This window comes from Streptomyces sp. NPDC006476 (genome assembly GCF_040612015.1).
In the GTDB taxonomy this organism is placed as follows: Bacteria; Actinomycetota; Actinomycetes; order Streptomycetales; family Streptomycetaceae; genus Streptomyces; species Streptomyces griseorubiginosus_B.
Genome location: NZ_JBEXPK010000023.1, coordinates 87,354 through 107,852 on the forward strand (window position 1 = coordinate 87,354; position 20,499 = coordinate 107,852).

Annotated in this window: 20 protein-coding genes, 1 tRNA gene and 1 riboswitch; of the genes, 4 read left to right on the forward strand and 17 right to left on the reverse strand. The window is 69.9% G+C overall.

The window, feature by feature from the left end; genetic code table 11:
* Nucleotides 1–96: 96 nt before the first annotated feature.
* Together ABZZ74_RS25840 and ABZZ74_RS25845 are read right to left on the reverse strand one after the other, a co-directional pair.
* On the reverse strand, nt 97–315 hold the full coding sequence (locus ABZZ74_RS25840; protein ID WP_133045939.1) for a hypothetical protein: 219 nt from the start codon (nt 313–315) through the stop codon (nt 97–99).
* A 54-nt stretch (nt 316–369) separates the two neighbouring features.
* Complete coding sequence (locus ABZZ74_RS25845; protein ID WP_356768741.1) at nt 370–585, reverse strand: hypothetical protein; 216 nt, start codon at nt 583–585, stop codon at nt 370–372.
* Nucleotides 586–818: 233 nt separating this feature from the next.
* On the opposite strand from ABZZ74_RS25845, the gene ABZZ74_RS25850 reads away from it, so the two are divergent.
* Both ABZZ74_RS25850 and ABZZ74_RS25855 read left to right on the forward strand, forming a co-directional pair.
* The gene (locus ABZZ74_RS25850; RefSeq protein ID WP_356768743.1) at nt 819–1,217 is read left to right on the forward strand and encodes a helix-turn-helix transcriptional regulator; all 399 of its coding nucleotides are present in this window, start codon (nt 819–821) and stop codon (nt 1,215–1,217) included.
* Nucleotides 1,218–1,372: 155 nt separating this feature from the next.
* Nucleotides 1,373–1,624 carry a hypothetical protein gene (locus ABZZ74_RS25855; RefSeq protein WP_356768745.1) on the forward strand — a complete coding sequence of 84 codons (252 nt, stop codon included), beginning with the start codon at nt 1,373–1,375 and terminating at the stop codon, nt 1,622–1,624.
* A 123-nt stretch (nt 1,625–1,747) separates the two neighbouring features.
* Here the strand turns inward: ABZZ74_RS25855 and ABZZ74_RS25860 are convergent.
* Nucleotides 1,748–1,831: transfer RNA gene (locus ABZZ74_RS25860), tRNA-Leu, on the reverse strand.
* 427 nt (nt 1,832–2,258) lie between these two features.
* Here ABZZ74_RS25860 and ABZZ74_RS25865 point away from each other — a divergent pair.
* Complete coding sequence (locus tag ABZZ74_RS25865; protein ID WP_356768747.1) at nt 2,259–3,032, forward strand: ABC transporter ATP-binding protein; 774 nt, start codon at nt 2,259–2,261, stop codon at nt 3,030–3,032.
* The gene (locus ABZZ74_RS25870; RefSeq protein ID WP_356768749.1) at nt 3,032–5,560 is read left to right on the forward strand and encodes an FtsX-like permease family protein; all 2,529 of its coding nucleotides are present in this window, start codon (nt 3,032–3,034) and stop codon (nt 5,558–5,560) included. Before ABZZ74_RS25865 ends, ABZZ74_RS25870 begins: the two co-directional genes overlap by 1 nt.
* Before the next feature lie 208 nt (nt 5,561–5,768).
* On the opposite strand, the gene ABZZ74_RS25875 is transcribed toward ABZZ74_RS25870, so the two are convergent.
* The 14 genes from ABZZ74_RS25875 to ABZZ74_RS25940 form a co-directional block, all read right to left on the reverse strand.
* Nucleotides 5,769–7,064: a cyclopropane-fatty-acyl-phospholipid synthase family protein gene (locus tag ABZZ74_RS25875; protein ID WP_356768751.1), complete on the reverse strand. Its 1,296-nt coding sequence runs from the start codon at nt 7,062–7,064 to the stop codon at nt 5,769–5,771.
* A 167-nt stretch (nt 7,065–7,231) separates the two neighbouring features.
* Nucleotides 7,232–8,608 carry an NAD(P)/FAD-dependent oxidoreductase gene (locus ABZZ74_RS25880; protein WP_356768753.1) on the reverse strand — a complete coding sequence of 459 codons (1,377 nt, stop codon included), beginning with the start codon at nt 8,606–8,608 and terminating at the stop codon, nt 7,232–7,234.
* Nucleotides 8,609–9,052: 444 nt separating this feature from the next.
* Nucleotides 9,053–9,994 carry a Ppx/GppA phosphatase family protein gene (locus tag ABZZ74_RS25885; protein WP_356768755.1) on the reverse strand — a complete coding sequence of 314 codons (942 nt, stop codon included), beginning with the start codon at nt 9,992–9,994 and terminating at the stop codon, nt 9,053–9,055.
* Nucleotides 9,991–10,521 (reverse strand): DUF501 domain-containing protein, encoded by a 531-nt coding sequence (locus ABZZ74_RS25890; RefSeq protein WP_356768757.1) that lies wholly within the window; start codon nt 10,519–10,521, stop codon nt 9,991–9,993. The genes ABZZ74_RS25885 and ABZZ74_RS25890 overlap by 4 nt, the downstream gene beginning before the upstream one ends.
* Before the next feature lie 24 nt (nt 10,522–10,545).
* Complete coding sequence (locus ABZZ74_RS25895; RefSeq protein WP_356768759.1) at nt 10,546–11,022, reverse strand: septum formation initiator family protein; 477 nt, start codon at nt 11,020–11,022, stop codon at nt 10,546–10,548.
* Between the two features lie 144 nt (nt 11,023–11,166).
* A complete protein-coding gene (gene eno, locus ABZZ74_RS25900) occupies nt 11,167–12,453 on the reverse strand; it encodes a phosphopyruvate hydratase (protein WP_133045929.1) in 1,287 nt (428 codons plus the stop codon).
* A 311-nt stretch (nt 12,454–12,764) separates the two neighbouring features.
* Nucleotides 12,765–13,442, reverse strand: a complete 678-nt coding sequence (locus tag ABZZ74_RS25905; RefSeq protein ID WP_356768761.1) for a transglycosylase family protein — start codon at nt 13,440–13,442, stop codon at nt 12,765–12,767.
* A 3-nt stretch (nt 13,443–13,445) separates the two neighbouring features.
* A riboswitch (cyclic di-AMP (ydaO/yuaA leader) is annotated at nt 13,446–13,616 on the reverse strand.
* Between the two features lie 206 nt (nt 13,617–13,822).
* A complete protein-coding gene (locus tag ABZZ74_RS25910) occupies nt 13,823–14,776 on the reverse strand; it encodes a transglycosylase family protein (RefSeq protein WP_356768763.1) in 954 nt (317 codons plus the stop codon).
* Between the two features lie 189 nt (nt 14,777–14,965).
* A complete protein-coding gene (locus tag ABZZ74_RS25915) occupies nt 14,966–16,237 on the reverse strand; it encodes a cytochrome P450 (RefSeq protein ID WP_356768765.1) in 1,272 nt (423 codons plus the stop codon).
* Between the two features lie 337 nt (nt 16,238–16,574).
* Nucleotides 16,575–17,564, reverse strand: coding sequence for a nucleoside triphosphate pyrophosphohydrolase (locus tag ABZZ74_RS25920; protein ID WP_356768767.1), 990 nt, complete (start codon nt 17,562–17,564; stop codon nt 16,575–16,577).
* A gap of 107 nt (nt 17,565–17,671) precedes the next feature.
* The gene (locus ABZZ74_RS25925; protein WP_356768769.1) at nt 17,672–18,313 is read right to left on the reverse strand and encodes a SurA N-terminal domain-containing protein; all 642 of its coding nucleotides are present in this window, start codon (nt 18,311–18,313) and stop codon (nt 17,672–17,674) included.
* Between the two features lie 168 nt (nt 18,314–18,481).
* Entirely contained in the window at nt 18,482–19,123 is a 642-nt protein-coding gene (locus ABZZ74_RS25930; RefSeq protein ID WP_356768771.1) for a hypothetical protein, read from the reverse strand.
* A 6-nt stretch (nt 19,124–19,129) separates the two neighbouring features.
* Nucleotides 19,130–19,594: a hypothetical protein gene (locus tag ABZZ74_RS25935; protein ID WP_356768773.1), complete on the reverse strand. Its 465-nt coding sequence runs from the start codon at nt 19,592–19,594 to the stop codon at nt 19,130–19,132.
* Between the two features lie 50 nt (nt 19,595–19,644).
* Entirely contained in the window at nt 19,645–20,469 is an 825-nt protein-coding gene (locus ABZZ74_RS25940; protein WP_356768775.1) for a glycoside hydrolase domain-containing protein, read from the reverse strand.
* Nucleotides 20,470–20,499 lie beyond the last annotated feature (30 nt).

The window sequence follows — 20,499 nt, forward strand, 5'->3', positions numbered from 1 at the left end:
CCCGGACAAGGCGCCGCGGGGGCGGGCCGCGCCGCACATGAGCGCGGTCCGCCCCCGTGGCCGTCGTAGCGGGTGAGTACCGCTACTACGGTGTCGCTACTGGGTGACGTTGATCGTCTGCGCGGCCGAGGACTCGGCGGCGGACCACGAGGAGTGGTCGTTCAGGGCGGCCGACTCGTTGTGCGCCGAGATGTTGGCGACGTGCTTGGTGACGTTGACCGTCTTGCCGAAGCTGAACTTCAGCCGGCCCAGGGCCTCGCGACCCGGCAGCAGCTCCGCGGACTCGGTCTCCAGCTCGTTCATGTCCATGCTCATGACGGATGTCCTTTCGGTGATGTTCTGGGTTCGTTCGGAGGTGGAGCGCGAGCGTTACTGCGTGACGTTGATGGCCTGGGCGGCGCCGGAGTCGGCCACCGACCACGAGGAGTGGTCGTTCAGGGCCGCGGACTCGTTGTGCGCCGAGATGTTGGCGACGTGCTTGGTGACGTTGACCGTCTTGCCGAAGCTGAACTTCAGGCGACCGAGGGCCTCGCGACCCGGCAGCAGCTCCGCGGACTCGGCCTCAAGCTCGTAGGCGTCCATCATGATCAGTTCCCCCTCAGGGATGGGCGTTTCCGATCGGACAGCGTCAGGATCCCCCCGGACTCTGTCCAATCTGGTCGGACGAGCTGTCCAACGAGATTGGACACTACGGCCTCGAAGGGCCGGTGCGCAAGCCGTTCTGGGAATCACCCTTTCGGCCCCCTGGGGACCCGACCGTAGAATCGGCCCCGACATGGACGGTCTTGCCGACACAGCCAGCAGGAAGTGACCCACCCGTGGCCAACGCACTGCAGCAGTTGATCCGTGAGCGCCTCGACCGCAAGGGCTGGTCCTACGGCGACGTGGCGCGCCGCGGCGGCATCCCGCGCTCCACCGTCCACCACCTGGCCACCGCCGACCGCGTCGTGCGCATGCCGCAGTCGGCCACCCTGGAGGGACTGTCCAAGGGCCTGGAACTCCCGTTGGACACCGTCCGCCGCGCCGCCGCGGAGGCCTGCGGCATCCACGTGTACGGCAGCCCCGAGGCCGGCGACACCCCCGCGAACCCCGCCGACCCCGAGGTCGACCTCCTCATCGCGAGCGTCCAGAAGCTCTCGTCGGACGACCGCCGCCATGTCGCGGCCCTGGTGGAGTCCCTGCTGGACCGGTCGTCGCCGCGTACACCCAAGGAGTGACGCCACCCGAACACGGATGCGTCGCATTCCGTCAAGTCGGAAAAAGAATGTCAACTACCCCCGAACACTCCAAGATCCCCCGCTAATCTCTCGTCCTGCCCGAGGAGCGAGACCCGCACGTCCACCCCGGGCTCCTTGGGGGGAATGTGTTGTTCGTGCATGGCGGACCGGCCACGGCCGTGGTCCGCGGGCCCGCGGGCCAGTCCGTCGTCCTGCTGTCCGGGGAACTGCCGGAGATACTCACCGAGGGGGCGGTCGCCGAGCTTGTCGACCTCGCCGCCGCGGTGCTGGACGCGGACGAACTGGAGCTGTTCCACAGCTGTCTGGACAGACTCCGCACCTACGGAATGCGCGCCGGTCGCCGGATCGAGGTCGAGGGCGCGGTCCTGACGGTCTACGAAGGCTGACGGGTCACGAAGGCCGACGGCCCTGAAGGCTGACGGTCCATGAGAGGCGGACGGTCCACGAAGGTCGACGCTCACAAAGGGTCACGCATGCCTACGGAACGCTCCGTTCCGTAGGCGCGGAAGTGCCCGGAGCCGGACTTGAACCGGCACGCCCGCGAAGGGGCAGCGAGGTTTAAGCTCGCCGTGTCTGCATTCCACCATCCGGGCAGGCCATGGGCTCCGCGTCGAGGTCCCGAGCCTATCGGGATGCTTCCCCCGAACAGCCCGGGCCGCAGCCCGATGTTGTCTTATTTTATTGATGTCTGAGGGTGCATCAGCACATGGAACACGCCATCCGCACTTGCCAGTAGCCTTACGCCCGACGCCTGCGCACGCATGCGGAATGACGGAATTTCACCGCCCGAACGAGGGTGCTCCACCGGTTCTCGACGGCCCCCGGCGCAAGCGCTTGCCATGTACTCGGCAAAGCGAGTTCTCAGGGGCCCCCGTCATCCCCAGGTATGACGCAGCGTCGCCGGGTCCGACCCGAGTCGCCCCCCGGAACCGGAACTGCGACTGACTACACGGACATCCCCGGCCCCCACGATGGAACACGTCCCCTTCCAAGACGTCGTCCCTCGAGGAGAGCCTTCCCGTGACCACCACACCCGTCGCCGGCCGGGCCACCGAAACCGTGGCCGCACGCGCCACGGACCTGTCGAAGATCTACGGACAGGGCGAGACCCAGGTGGTCGCCCTGGACCGGGTCTCCGTCGACTTCCGTCAGGCCGAGTTCACCGCGATCATGGGCCCCTCCGGCTCGGGCAAGTCCACGCTGATGCACTGCGTGGCCGGCCTCGACACCTTCTCCTCCGGCTCGGTGCGCATCGGCGAGACCGAGCTCGGCTCGCTGAAGGACAAGCAGCTCACCAAGCTGCGCCGGGACAAGATCGGCTTCATCTTCCAGGCCTTCAACCTGCTGCCGACCCTGACGGCCCTGGAGAACATCACCCTCCCGATGGACATCGCCGGGCGGAAACCGGACAAGCAGTGGCTCGACCGCGTCATCGAGATGGTCGGCCTGAGGGACCGTCTCGGCCACCGCCCCTCCCAGCTCTCCGGCGGCCAGCAGCAGCGGGTCGCCGTGGCCCGTGCCCTCGCCTCCCGGCCCGACATCATCTTCGGCGACGAGCCCACCGGAAACCTCGACTCCCGCTCCGGCGCCGAGGTGCTGGGCTTCCTGCGCAACTCCGTACGGGAGTTGGGACAGACCGTGGTCATGGTCACCCACGACCCGGTCGCCGCCGCCTACGCGGACCGCGTCGTCTTCCTCGCCGACGGCCGGATCGTCGACGAGATGTACCGGCCGTCGGCCGAGAACGTCCTGGACTTCCTGAAGCAGTTCGACGCGAAGGGCCGCACCAGCTGATGTTCCGCACCGCCCTGCGCAACGTACTCGCGCACAAGGCCAGGCTGCTGATGACCGTGCTCGCCGTGATGCTCGGCGTCGCGTTCGTCTCGGGCACGCTGGTCTTCACCAACACCATCTCCGACGCCTTCCAGAAGAGTTCGGCCAAGGGCTTCGACCAGGTCGACGTGGCCGTGCGGGCCAAGTACCAGGAGGACAAGGGCAACACGGTCGGCAAGACGCCCGAGTTGACCCAGGCGATGCTGGACGAAAGCGCCAGGGTGCCGGGGGCCGCCGACGCCATCGGAGTCGTGAGCGGCTTCACCGCCATCGCCGACAAGGACGGCAAGCTCATCGGCGGTGGCTTCCGCTCCGAGGGCGGCAACTACTGGGGCGGCAAGGACCCGCGTTACCCGCTGAAGGACGGCAGCGCGCCGCACGGCGCGAACCAGGTCGCCGTCGACGCGGACACCGCCAGGCGCGCCGGCTACAAGGTCGGCGACACCGTGCGGATCTCCGTCGACGGCCCGGTCCTCAAGCCCGTCATCAGCGGGATCTTCACCACCGACGACGGCAATGTCGCCGCCGGCGGCAGCCTCGCCCTCTTCGACACCGCCACCGCGCAGAAGCTGTTCGGCAAGGCGGGCACGTACGACGAGATCGACGTGAAGGCCGCCTCCGGTACCTCCCAGACCGCGCTGAAGACCTCCCTCGACGGCGCACTGGGCACCCGGCTCGTCGAGACCACCACCGGCAAGCAGCTCGCCGACGACCAGGCGCAGCAGATCTCCTCGTCGATGAGCGGGCTCAAGCAGGGTCTGCTGGTCTTCGCCGGCATCGCCCTCTTCGTCGGCACGTTCATCATCGCCAACACCTTCACCATGCTGGTCGCCCAGCGCACCAAGGAGCTGGCGCTGCTGCGCGCGGTCGGCGCCTCCCGTCGCCAGGTCACCCGGTCGGTGCTGATCGAGGCGTTCGTGGTGGGCGCGGTAGCGGGCGTCACCGGCCTCGTCGCGGGCATCGGCATCGGGGCGGCGCTGCGCTCCCTCATGAACACCCTCGGCGCGACGGTCCCGGACGGACCGCTGGTCATCACGCCGGGCACGGTCGCGAGCGCCCTCGCGGTCGGCGTCGTCATCACCATGCTGGCCGCGTGGCTGCCCGGACGCCGGGCCGCGAAGATCCCGCCGGTGGCCGCGATGAGCAGCCTGCACGCGAAGGCGACGACCAAGTCACTGGTGCTGCGCAACACGCTGGGCGCGCTGTTCAGCGCCGCGGGCGTGGCGACCGTGCTGGCCGCCACGTCGATGAACGGCAGCGACGGCCAGGCCCCGATGGGGCTCGGCGCGGTCCTGCTGATCATCGGCGTCTTCATCCTCACGCCGCTGCTGTCCCGGCCGCTGATCGCGGCCGCCGCACCGGTGCTGCGTGTCTTCGGCGTCTCCGGCAAGCTGGCCCGGCAGAACTCGGTGCGCAACCCGCGCCGTACGGCCGCCACCGCCTCCGCGCTGATGATCGGCCTCACCCTGATCACCGGCATGACGGTGATGGCGGGCAGTCTGCAGAAGTCCATCGACAAGATGGCGAGTTCGGCGATCCGCGCGGACTACGTGGTCTCCATGGCGAACGGCAACGAGCTCTCGCCCGACGTCGACCAGAAGGTGTCCGCCACCGAGGGCGTCACCGCCACCAGCCCGCTGCGCAACGTCTATTCGCGCATCGACGGCACGGGCGAGTCCCTGACCGGCGTCAACGGATCGGCCATCGGCCGGCTCACCGACCTGAAGCTCGACAGCGGTACCTTCGAGGTCGGCGGCGCTCAGGCCGTCGTCGACAAGGAGACCGCCAAGTCCCACGGCTGGAAGGCGGGTTCGTCCTTCACCGCGCACTACGAGGACGGCAGGTCCTCGCGTCTGACGGTCTCCGGCGTCTACGAGGGCAACGAGCTGATCCGGGGCATCCTGCTCGACAGCGCCGTCGTCACCCCGCACGTGAAGGACCCCGGCGACATGCAGGTCCTGGTGAAGACCGCCGACGGCGCGTCCGACGCGACCAAGGACCGGCTGGAGAAGGCGCTCGGCTCCAACCCGGCGATCAAGGTCCAGGACAAGAAGGACCTCTCCAACAGCATCGCGCAGACCTTCACACTGATCCTGAACATGGTCTACGGTCTGCTCGCCATGGCGGTGATCGTGGCGGTTCTCGGGGTCATCAACACCCTGGCCATGTCGGTCTTCGAGCGCTCCCAGGAGATCGGGATGCTCCGCGCGATCGGCCTGGACCGCAAGTCCGTCAAGCGGATGGTCCGTCTGGAGTCCCTGGTGATCTCCCTGTTCGGCGGGGTGCTCGGCATCGGCCTGGGCGTCTTCTTCGGCTGGGCGGCCGGCGAGCTGCTCGGCACGAAGATGCCGACGTACGAACTGGTCCTGCCCTGGGCCCGGATGGCGGTCTTCCTTCTGCTGGCCGCCACGGTCGGCGTCCTGGCCGCCCTCTGGCCGGCTCGCCGCGCGGCCCGCCTGAACATGCTGTCGGCCATCAAGTCCGAGTAGCGCTACGGCAGTCGGGGCCCCGTCCAATCACCGGACGGGGCCCCTTCGCACATACGCGGCTCAGCCGCCCCAACCCTCCGGGGTGCGCACCGCGAGCACCTGGTTGACACCGATGCGGCGGCACCCGAAGGAGAGGACGGAGGCGGCCCGGTACGGCAGTCCGGGCCCCGCCCGGCGACCGGACGGACCCCCCTCATACGCACGCGGCTCAGCCGCCCCAAGTCCGGGCCCGCAACGGCATCCCGGACGCACCGCCCTCCGGGGTGCGCACCACGAGCACCTGGTTGACACCGATGCGGTTGCGCTCGAAGGAGAGCGCGCAGGCGGCCATGTACAGCCGCCAGACGCGCGCCCGGCCCGCCCCGGCCAGCCGCACCGCGCGGGCCCAGTCGGCCTCCAGGTTGGCCACCCAGCGGCGCAGGGTGAGCCCGTAGTGCTCGCGGATCGCCTCGACGTCCCGCACCTCGAACCCGGCCCGCTCCAGCTGGGTGACGGTGGTCCCGACCGGGGCGAGCTCCCCGTCGGGGAACACGTACGCGTCGATGAACTCGTCGACGTTGTACGACGATTCGTCGCGCTGCGGACGACGGCCGATCTGGTGGTTGAGCAGCCGCCCGCCGGGCCGCAGCAGCCGGTACAGGTTCTCCGCGTACTCCAGGTACCGGTCGGCGCCCACGTGTTCGGCCATGCCGATGGAGGAGATGGCGTCGTAGGGCCCGTCGGCGACGTCCCGGTAGTCCTGCACCCTGATCTCCACCAGGTCGGTCAGCCCCTCGTCGGCGGCCCGTTTACGGGCGTACGCGGCCTGTTCCTGGGAGAGGGTGATGCCGACGACGCGCACGCCGTACTCGCGGGCCGCGTGGAGGGCCATCGAACCCCAGCCGCAGCCGACGTCCAGCAGCCGCTGACCCGCCGTCAGTCCCAGCTTGCGGCAGACGAGATCGAGCTTGTCGCGCTGGGCCTGTTCGAGCGTGGCGTCCGGGGCGGGCCAGTAGGCGCACGAGTAGACCATCGACGGGCCGAGGACGATCTCGTAGAAGTCGTTTCCGACGTCGTAGTGGTGGCTGATGGCGCGTCTGTCGGTGCGCTTGGTGTGCAGATGGGCGCGGGCCCTGCGGACCTCCTCGCGGGGCGGCGCGGGCGGCAGCGGCAGCCCGGCGATCTTCACGAGCCCCCGGGCGGCGGCCCGTACCTTCGGGTCCCGCAGCGCCTGCACCAGGGTCCTGGCGTCCTCCCCGCGCTCCCAGACGAGCTCCGCCATCAGGTCCAGGGCCTGGTACAGATCGCCCTCGATCTCCAGATCCCCGGCGACCCAGGCCCGGGCCAGCCCCAGCTCCCCCGGCTTCCACAGCAGCCGCCGCACCGCCCGGCGGTTGCGCACGACCAGCGCCGGTGCGTCCGGCGGCCCCGCCTGCGAACCGTCCCAGGCGCGGATCCGCACCGGCAACGGCACTCCCAGCAACTGCTCGACGAGGCTCTTCAGCCGCAGCGCGGCGTCAGCCATGGCGCACACCTCCGTGACGAGATCCCGGAATGTCCCATACCCACGAAAACACCGTTGAGGTGGCCGCGCAGTCCCCCACGGCTGTTACGGATCAGAAAAAACCCGAAGGGCCTCCCGCACCACGGATGGCGGGAGGCCCTTCGGTTCGTTCAGCGACCGGAAACCGGTCAGGAGGCCTTGGCCTCGGTCTTCTTCGGCTCGGCGGCCGGCACCGGACGGGCGGCCTCGTAGAACTCCTCGCGCGGGTGCTCCATCGCACCGAGGGAGACGACCTCGCGCTTGAGGAACATGCCGAGGGTCCAGTCGGCGAAGACGCGGACCTTGCGGTTCCAGGTCGGCATCGCGAGGCCGTGGTAGCCACGGTGCATGTACCAGGCGAGACGGCCCTTGAGCTTGATCTTCATCTTGCCCATGACGATCATCGCGACGCCCTTGTGGAGGCCGAGACCGGCCACCGCGCCCTTGTTGGCGTGGCTGTAGTCCTTCTGCGGGAAGCCCCGCATACCGGAGATCACGTTGTCGCCGAGGACCTTGGCCTGGCGCAGCGCGTGCTGGGCGTTCGGCGGGCACCATGCGTTCTCGTTGCCCGCCTTGCGGCCGACGAGGTCCGGGACCTGGGCGTTGTCGCCGGCGGCCCAGATGTAGTCGGTGCCCTTGACCTGGAGGGTCGGCTCGCAGTCGACGTGACCGCGGGGGCCGAGCGGCAGGCCGTAGCGGGCGAGGGCCGGGTTGGGCTTCACACCGGCGGTCCACACGATGGTGTTGGAGTCGACCTCGAGGCCGTTCTTCAGCACCACGTGGCCGTCCACGCAGGAGTCCATCGAGGTGGAGAGGTAGATCTCCACACCGCGGCTCTCCAGGTGCTCCTTGCCGTAGGCGCCCAGCTTGGGGCCGACCTCGGGCAGGATCTTGTCGGCGGCGTCGACGAGGATGAAGCGCATGTCCTCGCGGGAGACGTTCTTGTAGTACTTGGCCGCGTCGCGGGCCAGGTCCTCGACCTCACCGATGGTCTCGGCACCGGCGAAGCCGCCGCCGATGAAGACGAAGGTGAGCGCCTTGCGGCGGATCTCCTCGTCGGTGGTGGAGTCGGCCTTGTCGAGCTGCTCGAGGACGTGGTTGCGCAGGCCGATGGCCTCCTCGATGCCCTTCATGCCGATGCCCTGCTCGGCGAGGCCGGGGATCGGGAAGGTGCGGGAGACCGCGCCGAGCGCGATCACCAGGTAGTCGAAGGGCAGCTCGTACGCCCCGCCGACCAGCGGGGCGATCGTGGCGACCTTGCGGTCCTGGTCGATGGTGGTGACCCGGCCGGTGAGGACCTCCGCCTTGGGCAGCACGCGTCGCAGCGGGACGACGACGTGGCGCGGGGAGATGTTGCCGGCGGCGGTTTCGGGAAGGAAGGGCTGGTAGGTCATGTACGACCGGGGGTCGACGACCGTGACGGTCGCCTCTCCGTAGCGCATCTTCTTCTGGATGCGCCGAGCTGCGTACAGGCCTACGTACCCACCGCCTACTACGAGGATCCTGGGACGCTCCGTGGTGCTCATGGCATCGAGTATCCACCCGCCCCAGGGGGGTCGCTCGTGCGCCCCTTCACAAGCTCTTGCAGGGGGTGTGTTATCCTGCGCGACCCGCGTGACGTGGATCATGGTCGGGCGGGGAACCCCCCGCCCGGTACGACCCGTTGTCAATGCCGCGTGAGCAGCCTCTCCGGCCCGATGACGCTCTCGTGAGCGGCCCGAAACAACCCTCCGGAAGCCCCTTCCCCTGCCCCCTTACACGCTTCTATTGAACGTGTTCAAGGGCCTGCTGGCTCCCCGGAAGGGCCAAGCGGGGCCTTTTCGTGGTTCGACACGGTGGAATTCCTTGTGAAGAACTTCACGAACTTTCCCGGAGGCGTGTTGCCGAGGGGCCCGCGAGGGCCCCTCGATCATGCTCAGACGCTACCCGACCTGCTCGTCCGAGTGCTACCGATCGGTAACAAACGAGACCTACGCCACCGACCACGCGATGCCGTCGAGGATGTCGTGCTCGCTGACGACGACCTCCCCCGCACCGGTCCGCTCCATGATCGACAGCAGGACGAGGGCCCCGGCGGCGATGACGTCGACACGGCCCGGATGCATGGACGGTACGGCGGCCCGCTCGGCGTGGGTGGAGTGCAGCAGCCAGTCGGTGATCTCCCGGACACGTTCGAGGGAGACCCGGGAGTGGTGGATGCGGGCGGAGTCGTACTCGGGCAGCTCCTGGGCGATGGCCGAGACGGTCGTCACCGACCCCGCGAGCCCGACCAGGGTGCGCGCCTCACGCAGCGGGACCGTCTCCTCGGCGAGGTCCAGGGCCCGCTCGATGTCGGCTCGCATGGCGGCGATCTGCTCCTCGGTGGGCGGGTCGGTCACGGCGCCCTCCCGGACCAGGTGCCGCTCGGTCATCCGCACACAGCCGACGTCCACGGAACGGGCCGCCCGCACGTGCTCCTCACCGACCACGAACTCGGTGGACCCGCCGCCGATGTCCACGACGAGGTACGGCCTGTCGAGGTGATCGGCGCCGGCCAGCTCCCTGGTCGCCCCGGTGAAGGAGAACTCGGCCTCCTGGTCGCCGGAGATGACCTCGGGCTCCACGCCCAGGATGTCGAGGACCCCGCGCACGAACTCGTCCCGGTTCTTCGCGTCCCGCGAGGCGGAGGTGGCCACGAACCGCAGCCGCTCGGCGCCGTGCTCCTTGATCACGGCCGCGTACTCACGGCAGGCGGCGAAGGTCCGCTCCAGCGCCTCGGGCGCGAGCAGCCCGGTCCGGTCGACGCCCTGCCCGAGCCGCACGATGGTCATGCGCCGGTCCAGATCGACCAGCTCCCCGGTCCGGGGGTCCGCGTCGGCGACGAGCAGCCGGATGGAGTTCGTACCGCAGTCGACGGCGGCGACACGGGTCACTTCTCGTCCTCCTTCGCGGGAGTCACGCAGGTCCCCTTGGCCCACCACTGGGGCAGCAGGGCGATCGCCTCGTCGCCGAGCGGGTTCACACCCGGGCCGGCGGCCAGCGAGTGGGCCACCAGGACGTGCAGGCACTTCACCCGGTCCGGCATGCCGCCGGCGCTGGGGAAGTCGGTCAGCTCCTCGATCTCGTCCCGGCGGCGGACGTAGTCCTCGTGCGCGGCACGGTACGCGGCGGCCAGCTCGGGATCCGTCCCCAGCCGCTCCGTCATCTCCTTCATCACACCGTTCGCCTCCAACGTGCCGATGGCGGAGTTCGCCTTGGGGCACGTCAGGTAGTACAGGGTGGGGAAGGGGGTGCCGTCGGGAAGACGGGGCGCCGTCTCCACCACGTCCGGCTGCCCGCACGGGCACCGGTGGGCGATGGCGCGCAGGCCGCGCGGCGGACGCCCGAGCTGCTGCTTGAAGGCCTCGACGTCCGCGTCGGTGGGCTCGGTGCGCGGGGTGGTCGGCGGAGGCGTTTCCACTACGAACTTGTCTCTCTCGTCACGTCACTGGTCGGAGGCGTCGGACTTGTCGACCCCGTACCAGACATTGGCGTACCAGGGCCGGTCGGCGGCCCCGCGGTCGGCGCGGGACTGCTTGGCCGCGTCCGGGTCGATCACGACGTACCCCGTCTCGCCCGGCATCACATAGTGCAACCGCTGCCGGATCTGCTGCTGGGCGTACGCGTCGTCCTGCCAGCGCGCCTTGAGGTCGCGCAGCTGCTCGACCCGCTGTCGTTCCTGTTGCTGCTGCCGCTCCAGGTCGGAGATCTGGGCGCGCTGGGAGACGTACTGACGCATCGGGTAGGCCAGCGCCACGACCAGCGTGCACACCACGAGCGCGAGCAGGGCCGCACGGCCGGTGAGGCGGGAGCGGCGGGCCTGGCGCCGGGTCTGGGAACGGTAGACACGGGCCGCGGTCTGCTCGCCGAGCAGCCGCAGTCTGGTCGCGGTGGAGAACCGGTCCCGGTCCTTCACGGCCATGTTCCCCGCCTCCCGTCACACGTGCGTACGTCCCCGCACACGGTACGGGACCGGTACGGGGACGTACGTACGACTGGCTAAGGCTTGACCCCGTAAGGATCAGCCGTCGACGGTGCTCAGCCCTTGGCGCTCAGCCCTTGGTGCTCAGCCCTTGAAGCGCGGGAACGCGCTGCGGCCCGCGTACACCGCCGCGTCGTCGAGGATCTCCTCGATGCGCAGCAGCTGGTTGTACTTGGCGACGCGCTCGGAGCGGGCCGGGGCGCCGGTCTTGATCTGGCCGCAGTTGGTGGCGACGGCCAGGTCGGCGATGGTGACGTCCTCGGTCTCGCCGGAACGGTGCGACATCATGCACTTGAAGCCGTTGCGCTGGGCCAGCTCGACGGCGTCCAGGGTCTCGGTCAGCGATCCGATCTGGTTCACCTTCACGAGCAGGGCGTTCGCGGTGCCCTCCTCGATGCCGCGGGCGAGGCGCTCGGGGTTGGTGACGAACAGGTCGTCGCCGACGATCTGGACCTTGTCGCCGAGCTTGTCGGTGAGCACCTTCCAGCCGGCCCAGTCGTCCTCGAACAGCGGGTCCTCGATGGAGACCAGCGGGTAGGCGGCGACGAGCTCCTCGTAGTACTCGGTCATCTCGGCGGCCGAGCGGGACTTGCCCTCGAACTCGTACTTGCCGTCCTTGTAGAACTCGGACGCGGCGACGTCGAGCGCGAGCGCGATCTGCTCGCCCGGGACGTACCCGGCCTGCTTGATGGCCTCGAGGATGAGGTCGAGGGCGGCGCGGTTGGACTCGAGGTTCGGGGCGAAGCCGCCCTCGTCACCGAGGCCGGTGGCCAGGCCCTTGCCCTTCAGGACCTTCTTCAGGGTGTGGTAGACCTCGGCACCCCAGCGCAGCGCCTCGGAGAAGGACTCCGCGCCGATCGGGGCGATCATGAACTCCTGGATGTCCACGTTGGAGTCGGCGTGCGAGCCGCCGTTCAGGATGTTCATCATCGGCACCGGCAGCAGGTGCGCGTTCGGGCCGCCCAGGTAGCGGAAGAGCGGGAGGTCGCTGGCCTCGGAGGCGGCGTGGGCAACGGCGAGGGAGACGCCGAGGATGGCGTTGGCGCCGAGGGAGCCCTTGTTGTCGGTGGCGTCCAGGTCGAACATCGCCTGGTCGATCAGGCGCTGCTCGGTGGCGTCGTACCCGACCAGCTCCGGGCCGATCTGCTCGATGACGGCGAGGACGGCCTTCTCGACGCCCTTGCCCTGGTAGCGGTTGGGGTCACCGTCGCGGAGCTCGATGGCCTCGAAGGCGCCCGTGGAGGCGCCGGACGGGACGGCGGCACGACCCGTGCTGCCGTCGTCGAGGCCGACCTCGACCTCGACCGTGGGGTTGCCTCGGGAGTCCAGGATTTCCCGGGCTACGACGACGTCGATGGACGGCACGAGCATCTCCTTCTTCCATGTGACGCGGCTGTGCAGCGCCGCGGTGGCTCTGCGAGACGAGCCTAACCGCCCAAGGCCGATCGGCCACGCCGCCGACCACCCCTTGGGCAGAACCGAGAGTAAATTGTTTCTGAACGGAACAAAGAGGGTGGGGCGCTCCCGCGTGAAAACGGTGCGAGCACCCGCGCATGAAAAAGCCCCGCCCCGGTGCGTACGGGGGAACACGCACCGGAGCGGGGAGCCCGTGGGGACGGGGGAGGCCCTCACGCGTTCTCCACACTGGGGAACACGGCGGTCAGGGCCCTGTGGTTCAGCTCTTACTTCAGGTGCAGCTGCTGACCCGGGTAGATCAGGTTGGCGTCGGCGATGATGTCCTTGTTCAGCTCGAACAGCTTCTTCCAGCCGCCCTTGACGCCGTGCTTGGCGGCGATGGAGCTGAGGGTGTCACCCTTGACGACCTTGTACTCGCCGTCACCCTTCTTGACCTTCTTGCCGGTCGGGGTGGTGACGGTCTTCTGGCTCTTGTGGGTCTTGGCGGCCGGACGCTCGGAGGAGCGGGAGGCGGCCTGCGACTCGGTCGAGCGGTTGGTGGTGCCGCTGGAGGCGCTCGCGCCGTTGTAGGCGGCGCTGGACAGGCCCTTGCCGCAGACCGGCCAGGCGCCCTTGCCCTGGGAGGCGAGGACCTTCTCGGCGACGGCTATCTGCTGCGCCTTGCTGGCCTGGTTGGCCTGCGGGGCGTAGGCGGTGCCGCCGTACGCGGCCCAGGTGGAGGCGGAGAACTGCAGGCCGCCGTAGTAACCGTTGCCGGTGTTGATGGACCAGTTGCCGCCCGACTCGCACTGGGCGACCGCGTCCCACTCGGAGGCGGTGGCTGCGGAGGCGTTGCCGGCCGCCATCAGCGGAGCGGCAATGGCGACACCGGTGACACCGGCGAGCGCGGCGGCACGGGTGGCCTTGGACGGACGACGGTGCTTGCCCTTGCCGGAAAACAGCATGGTTGATCCCCTCACCGACGCCTGCGAGGTGAGCTGTCGGGTTCGGGCCGGTTGAGTTGCCCGGCCGCGTCCTCGCTTTCACGAGACGCGGCTCCACCCCAAGCCGCCACCGTCAACTGCCCGGTGGGGCACTTACCTTGGGTCCCCCGCTCCTGCCTACGGCGCTGTCAAGCGACGACTGTTCCCGTACGGCCACTGGCAGGATTCGGCGTTGCGGCCGCCGGGGCTCGGATTGCCGAGCGGTGAAGACCGTAGACACGGAATCGGCGGAATTTCAAAGACGATCAGGGCTTCTGAGACTCATCCCACACTTTCGCCAAACCGGACATTCAGCGCGAAGCATGACGTGAACTCCCGTCTTTTTCCGCCCCGTTCGCCCCTTATTCAACCGGAAGTTCGAGCGTCTGACCGGCGGAGACATGGTTCGGGTCGGCGCCGATGGCCTGCTTGTTCGCGCCGTAGAGCGCGCGCCATCCGCCGTCCAGGCCAAGGCTGTCGGCGATGGAGCCGAGGGTGTCGCCGGCGTGCACGGTGTACGTGCCGCCCTTGGCGCTCTCGGTGACGGCCTCCTCGGCGCTCGGGCCGCGGTGCCGTCCGGCGCCCGTGGCGGAGGCGACGGCGCCGGTGTCGACGAGGCTCCAAGAGCCCACCGCCTGCTGCTCATTGTCCGAGTCGTCGCTTTTCGACGGACCTGTCGACGGACTGTCGGCCGCCCGTGAATCCGAGGGAGACACGGAGGGCGAGGCCGAGTTGTCCGATTTGTTGGACTTGCCCGCCGAAGGGGAGGGAGAGCCGGTGGAGGCGGAGAGCGACGGCGAGCCGTCCGTCGAGGAGGAGTCACCCGCCGAGTCGCCCGAGGAGTTGGACAGACCGGTGGAACCGGACCCGCCCGAGGTGTCGGACGAACCGGATGAACCGGACGAACCGCCGGACACACCGGTGTCGATGTCCACCGAGGCCGAGTCCTCGGTCAGCCCGGAGGTCAGTCCACAGGTGTGGAAGGCGCCGACGCCCTCGGCGTCGAGGATCTTCTCGGCGACGGCTATCTGCTGGTTGCGGCTGGCGAGGTCGGGGCGCTCGGCGTAGTCGAGGCCGCCGTACTTGTCCCAGTCGTCCTGGGTCAGCTTCAGGCCGCCGTAGAAACCGCCGCTGTTCTCGCTCCAGGAGCCGCCGGTCTCGCAGTTCGCCACCTTGTCCCACGTGGTCCCGTCGGCCGCGTTCGCGCTCGCCGCACCGAGAAGCGGGATGGCGATGGCGGAGCCGGTCACGCCGGCCGCGACGAGCAGGGCCGGAGCCTGGCGGGGGCGACGGTGACGACCGTTCCCGGAGAGCATGTGGGGGCCTTTCGCGAGACAGTACTGACCACGGCGCGTGAAGCGTGGGCCAAACCCTGGCGCCGCTGTTGATCCGTGAACGTATCGTCAGACGATCACTTGTCACAAGTTAATGCCGCGTAGATCACGTGAAGATCACAGACTTGAGCGCGTGTCATGTTTGTCCGGCGTTTGTCCGGCGGTGTCTCCTCATCCGGCCGGGGTGAACTCCACCGGAAGCGTGCGCAGTCCGCGCATGATGAGCCCGCCCCGCCACCTCAACTCGGCCGGGTCGGCCCCGAGTTGCAGATCCGGCAGTCGAGTGAGCAGCGTGGCCAGCGCGGTCTGGCCCTCCAACCGGGCCAGCGGGGCGCCGAGACAGTAGTGGATGCCGTGGCCGTAGCCGAGGTGTTGGTTGTCACGCCGGGCGAGGTCGAGGGTGTCGGGGTCGGCGAACCGCTCCGGGTCCCGGTCCGCGGCGGCCAGGACGACGAGGACCGGGTCGCCGGCCGCGATGTGCTGTCCGCCGATGGTGAGGGGTTCGGTGGCGAACCGCCAGGTGGCCAGCTCCACCGGGCCGTCGTAGCGCAGGAGTTCCTCGACGGCGGTCGCGAGCAGGGCCTCTTCGCCGGCCGCGAGGGAGTTCTGGAGGGCTTGCCGCTGCTCGGGGTGGGTGAGCAGGGCGTAGGTGCCGTTGCCGATGAGGTTGACGGTGGTCTCGAACCCGGCGAACAGCAGGATGAACGCCATCGCCGCGGCCTCGTTCTCGGTGAGGTGCTCGCCGTGGTCGGAGGCGCGGATGAGTCCGGAGATGAGGTCCTCGCCGGGAGCGGGCTCGTCCGGGAGGGCCTGGCGCTTCTTGTGGATGAGCTCGGCGAGGTACCCCCGCATCTTCTTCACCGACCGCGCGACTCCGCCCCTCGGTCCGCCCCCGTGCCGGATCATCATGCCCGCCCAGTCCCGGAAGTCGTCCTGGTCCTCGCGCGGGACGCCGAGGAGGTCGCAGATCGCGTAGATGGGGAGCGGGAAGGCGAACTCGTGGATGAGGTCCGCTTCCCCCTTCCCCGCGAACCCGTCGATGAGACGGTCCGTCAACTCCTGCACCCGCGGGGCGAACTCGGCGACCCGGCGCGGGGTGAAGGCCTTGCTGACGAGCCGGCGCAGCCGGGTGTGGTCCGGCGGGTCGATGTTGAGCAGATGCGTCATCAGCTCCGCCTTCCGCTCCCCCGGGATCCCCGTCCTGCCCCTGGCGTGGGCGGGTTCGTCGTGGTGCGCGGGGTTCTTGGAGAGCCGGCTGTCGGCGAGCGTCTGCTTGGCGTCGGCGTACCGGGTGACCAGCCAGGCCTCGACTCCGCTGGGCAGCGTGGTCCGGTGAACGGGGGCGTGCTCACGCAGCCACGCGTAGGCGGGGTAGGGGTCGGTGGCGAACTCCCAGCTGAAGAGTTCCGGGACGGTGCTGTCGGGAGCGGGATGGCTGGTCACTCCTCGACGGTATCCGGCCTCCCGCACCCGTCCAGACCTCGGCGCCAGGACTATGGCGGGCGGGGTGTCGGGCGACGGCGGACCGCGGGGCCGGGAGGACAGGGGACCGCCGGGCCGGGACTACGGGGGGCCGGGGGGCCGGGACGACAGGGGGCCGCTGTGCCGGGACGACGGCGGATCCCTATGCCAGGACGACAGCGGACCTCCGAGCCGAGCGACAGCGGATCGCCGGGCCGGAACGACAGCGCACCGCCGGACCAGAACGACAGCGCACCGCCGGACCAGAACGACAGCAGACCGCCGGACCAGGACGACAGGCCCTCAGCGGACCGCAGTACTAGGAGGACAGCCCCTCAGTGGCGCGCACCGCGTCTCGGTACGCCCGCGCCGCGACCCGCAGCGCCGCTTCCGGGTCCACGCCCTGCGCCTCCGCCCGCGCCGCCAGCGCAAGGAGCTCGTAGCCGATGCCCTCACCCGCCGGCAGCGGCACGTCCAGTCCCGCCGTCCGCACGCGGGACGCCAGCTTCGACGCGAGGGCGAGGCCCGGCTGGCCCAGGGGTATCCCGTCCGTCACCGACTCCCGCCGCTTCTCGATCGCCTTGGTGCGCAGCCAGTGCTCCTTGACCTCCTCCGGGGTCGTCGCCGTCTCGTCGCCGAAGACGTGCGGGTGGCGGTGGATGAGCTTGGCGACGATGCCGCCGGCCACGTCGTCGATGGAGAAGGGTGTCTCCGGGTCCTCCTCGGCGATGCGGGAGTGGAAGACGACCTGCAGCAGAACGTCGCCCAGTTCCTCGCGCAGCTCGTCGCGGTCGCCGTCCTCGATCGCCTCGACGAGTTCGTACGCCTCCTCGATGCCGTACTTCGCCAGCCCCTTGTGGGTCTGCTGGGAGGACCAGGGGCATTCGAGACGGATCCGGTCCATGACCTGGACGAGGTCGAGAAGGCGGGCGCCGGGCAGGTCGTAGGAGGCGGGGAGGAGCTCCAGGTCGGGCATGCTCACGCGTCCCGAACCGGCGAGCCGCGCGAGGCCGTCCGTGAGGGCCGGCTCGCCCTCGCCCGTGGCGACGAGCACGACCGTGCGGCCACCGGAGCAGGCGGCCACCAGTTCCTCGGCCGTCGGGGCCCCCTCGTCGACGGCGATCCCGGCTTCCCGCAGATACGGCAGCTGCGGATGCGCACCGTCCGCGCACAGCACACGGTCGGCCGCGTGCAATGCCTGCCACGCGGGCCAGGACAGCAAGCCGGGTGCCACCCGGTGGCTGGTGGTGAGCAGGACGATGCGGCCGGGGTCGACGGCGGCGTCTTCGGGTCGGCTGGTTGCGTTCACGGTTCGAAGCTAACCCACGTCACCGACGGCACCACGAGTTGTCCACAGGGCGGGAGGCTGGTTGTCCACAGGTGGGCGGCGCCGCCGTACCGTTCCTCCGGCTTCGGCTACGCCGACTGCTGGGTCGCCGTGACCTCACGGACCCACGGGGTCTTCGCGTCCACGCGGCTGCTCTTCTGGACGTCCCAGGTGCCGTAGCGCGGGTTGAGGTCGACGTGGAGTTCCTTGGACGCCTTGGACAGGGCGTCCCAGAAGGCCGGCTTGCTGGTGTCGGTGCCGAGGCTCTGGGCGAGTTTCTGGGCCTCGAGCTGGAGGCGCAGGTTGTCGTCGAGGCGCTCGGGGGCCACCCCGTACTGCTGCAGCCAGGCCGTCTCGAGCGCCTTGGAGCCGCCGACCTGCTGTTCCAGGCCGGCCCGCATCTGCTGGACGTCCTTGGGGGTGACGCTCACGCCTGCGTCCTGGGCGGCGCGCCGCACCACCTGGTCGAGGACCATGCCGTGCAGGGTGTCGCGGGTGAGGCTGCCGGTCTGCGCGACGGCCTGCTTGTACTGCGCCTCGTTCGCCACGGCCGCGCGCTGCGCCTCGCGCACCTCGTTCACCCGGTTCTCGAGCTGCGACACGGTGATCCGCCGGCCGCCCACGACGGCCGCCGCGCCGGGATGCGCGTCGCTTCCACAGGCGGTGAGGAGAGGGGCCGCGGCGGCGATCGCGGCGGTGAGCAGGAGCGCGGTGCGACGGCGGCGGTGCAAGGAAGCCTCCCGAGGAGATTGTGCGACGGTGCACAAAGTCTTGCGGTGATCGATGGTAGGCAGTGGGACGGCTGGGGCCAACCCCTCGACCGACCCATTCGACCAACGATTCAGCCTGCGCTGGGGCACCGCCGCACCGGCGGAGTTTCGCGCCACGCACCCACGGGCTCAACCTCGCGCGTCGACCGCCCGCTTCACCGCGGCGGCGACACCGGCGCGCAGTCCGTCGTCGGCGGGCACCCAGGCCACGTTGTCCGAGCCGGCCCCGCCCTTGCTCCCGTTTCCGCTCCCACCGCCCACGAGCACGAACCCCAGTTTCGCGTACCGCTGGGTCACCTCCTGCGCCGCCTTCACCTCGGGGCCACCCACAGCGAGGACGACCTCGCAGGAGCCCTGAAGCAAGGCGTTGAGGAAGGGTCGGGCGTTCGCCGTGCTCTGTTCTCCCGTCACCGAGGAGTAGCTCACGCGCGCGTGCGTGGTGAGAGAGGCGTCCTGCATGCCCTGCCAGACGGCCGCGGCGGGTTTGGCGTTGATGCCGTGCCGGTCGGTGAGGAGGCAGGCGTCGGTCTCGGTGTAGTGGCGGGCACGGGTGGCGGGGATCGGCGGGCGGCTGGTGCCGTGGCTGTAGAGGAAGAACCCGGTCACGATCACCGCGAGGACGACAGCGACCGCCGTACCGATCATGGCGATGGTGCGTCCCCCGAGCGACCGCAGCCCGGCCACCGCGGCACGTCCCACAGCGGTGAGCCGCCCCGTGCCCTCCTCCCGGACCGGCCGTGCCCGCACGACCTGCCGGACCTGCTTGACCATGTGGTGCTACTCCTCCACGCGCTCGGGCAGCGGGCCGGCCGCCTGGCCGGTGCCCATGACTTCCGCCCGCTCAGCCGCTTGTTCGACCGCCGGTCCACCGGAACCCCCGCCGAGCCACGCGGGCTCGCGCCGGCCTGCCCGCCGGGGCCACGCCGTCCACGCGTGCGCCGAGGCGCCCGCCATCGACAGCGTGATCAGGAGCAGGTCCGCCCCGAACAACGCGCCGTGGGTGTCGTCCGGGGTGAGAGCGAGTTCGGTGACCCAGGCCACGAGGACCGCGCTGAACCCGGCGAAGGCCAGCCAGTCGGCGCGGGTCCGGCGCCGCAGGGCGAGCACGAGGGACGGCAGCGGACAGAGCAGACCCAGGCTGACCACGGGCAGCGCGGCGAAGCCCGCACGCACGGCGGGCAGCCGCAGCACCGGCGCGGCCGGCACCTTCAGCACCCTCGAGATCAGCCTCGGCATCCTCATCGCCCTCACCCTCACCCTCACCCTTCGGCCGTCGGCCTTCGGCTTCGTCCTCAGCCGGTGATGGCGACCGGCCCGTCCCACGCGTCGCGGTCCACGGTGATCGTGTAACCGCCGCGGGACTCCTTGCTGTTGACCAGGTATTGGTGGCCACGGCTGTGGCCGGTGTACTGGGTGGTGCCCCACGGCCAGTCCGAGGTGGTCGTGTTGGTCTTGTCCCACAGCGCGTACCAGAGGTTGCCCGGCAGATCCGTCTTGTTGGTGGCGGTGGCGATCGCCTTGGCGCTGGAGCTGGTGAAGCCGTAGTAGCCGGTGCGGTACGTCTTGGCGTGCAGCTCCTTGTCGAACGCGCGGACGTACGTCAGCACGGCGTTGTTGCAGGAGGTGTTCGTGACGTCGTACGGCTCCATGTCGAGGAAGATCGGGCTGCCGGCCTTCATACCGAGCGCCGAGGCCTTGGCGACCGCGTCGTCCGCCTCGCTCTTGCCGACGGCGGCGGCGGTGGAGGCGCTGATCTTGACCGAGCCGCCGGAGCCGCAGGACGGCTGGGAGCCGACGTACAGCGGGATGAGCTTCCAGCCGACCGTGCTGACGGACTTGACCCAGGACGCGGTGAGGTTGGGCTGGTTGCAGCCGCGGTTCTTGCCGCCGATGTAGACGGCCGCGGCGCCGTAGAAACCGGTGTGCCAGGCCTTCATCGCGGCGAGGGAGGGGGCGGCACAGGCGTCGAAGGCGCGGCCCGTGAAGGTCTTCTGCGCGGGCCAGGTCGTGGCCGCCATCGAGGTCGTCGCGGCGATCCCGCCGCCCGCCACGACGACGACGCCCGCCACGCCCCACGCTATGTACCTGCGCTTCTTCGACTGCCGATGGTCGGCCATCCCCACCCCTGTTCATGACAAGCGGGCGTG

Excerpts from the sequence above, each read along its gene's own strand:
- eno (WP_133045929.1), bottom strand. The coding sequence starts at position 12,453 with ATGCTCGTGCCGTCCATCGACGTCGTCGTAGCCCGGGAAATCCTGGAC.
- ABZZ74_RS25935 (WP_356768773.1), bottom strand. The coding sequence starts at position 19,594 with ATGAGGATGCCGAGGCTGATCTCGAGGGTGCTGAAGGTGCCGGCCGCG.
- ABZZ74_RS25940 (WP_356768775.1), bottom strand. The coding sequence starts at position 20,469 with ATGGCCGACCATCGGCAGTCGAAGAAGCGCAGGTACATAGCGTGGGGC.
- ABZZ74_RS25845 (WP_356768741.1), bottom strand. The coding sequence starts at position 585 with ATGATGGACGCCTACGAGCTTGAGGCCGAGTCCGCGGAGCTGCTGCCG.
- ABZZ74_RS25910 (WP_356768763.1), bottom strand. The coding sequence starts at position 14,776 with ATGCTCTCCGGGAACGGTCGTCACCGTCGCCCCCGCCAGGCTCCGGCC.
- ABZZ74_RS25895 (WP_356768759.1), bottom strand. The coding sequence starts at position 11,022 with ATGGCCGTGAAGGACCGGGACCGGTTCTCCACCGCGACCAGACTGCGG.
- ABZZ74_RS25880 (WP_356768753.1), bottom strand. The coding sequence starts at position 8,608 with ATGAGCACCACGGAGCGTCCCAGGATCCTCGTAGTAGGCGGTGGGTAC.
- ABZZ74_RS25840 (WP_133045939.1), bottom strand. The coding sequence starts at position 315 with ATGAGCATGGACATGAACGAGCTGGAGACCGAGTCCGCGGAGCTGCTG.
- ABZZ74_RS25875 (WP_356768751.1), bottom strand. The coding sequence starts at position 7,064 with ATGGCTGACGCCGCGCTGCGGCTGAAGAGCCTCGTCGAGCAGTTGCTG.
- ABZZ74_RS25905 (WP_356768761.1), bottom strand. The coding sequence starts at position 13,442 with ATGCTGTTTTCCGGCAAGGGCAAGCACCGTCGTCCGTCCAAGGCCACC.
- ABZZ74_RS25930 (WP_356768771.1), bottom strand. The coding sequence starts at position 19,123 with ATGGTCAAGCAGGTCCGGCAGGTCGTGCGGGCACGGCCGGTCCGGGAG.
- ABZZ74_RS25870 (WP_356768749.1), top strand. The coding sequence starts at position 3,032 with ATGTTCCGCACCGCCCTGCGCAACGTACTCGCGCACAAGGCCAGGCTG.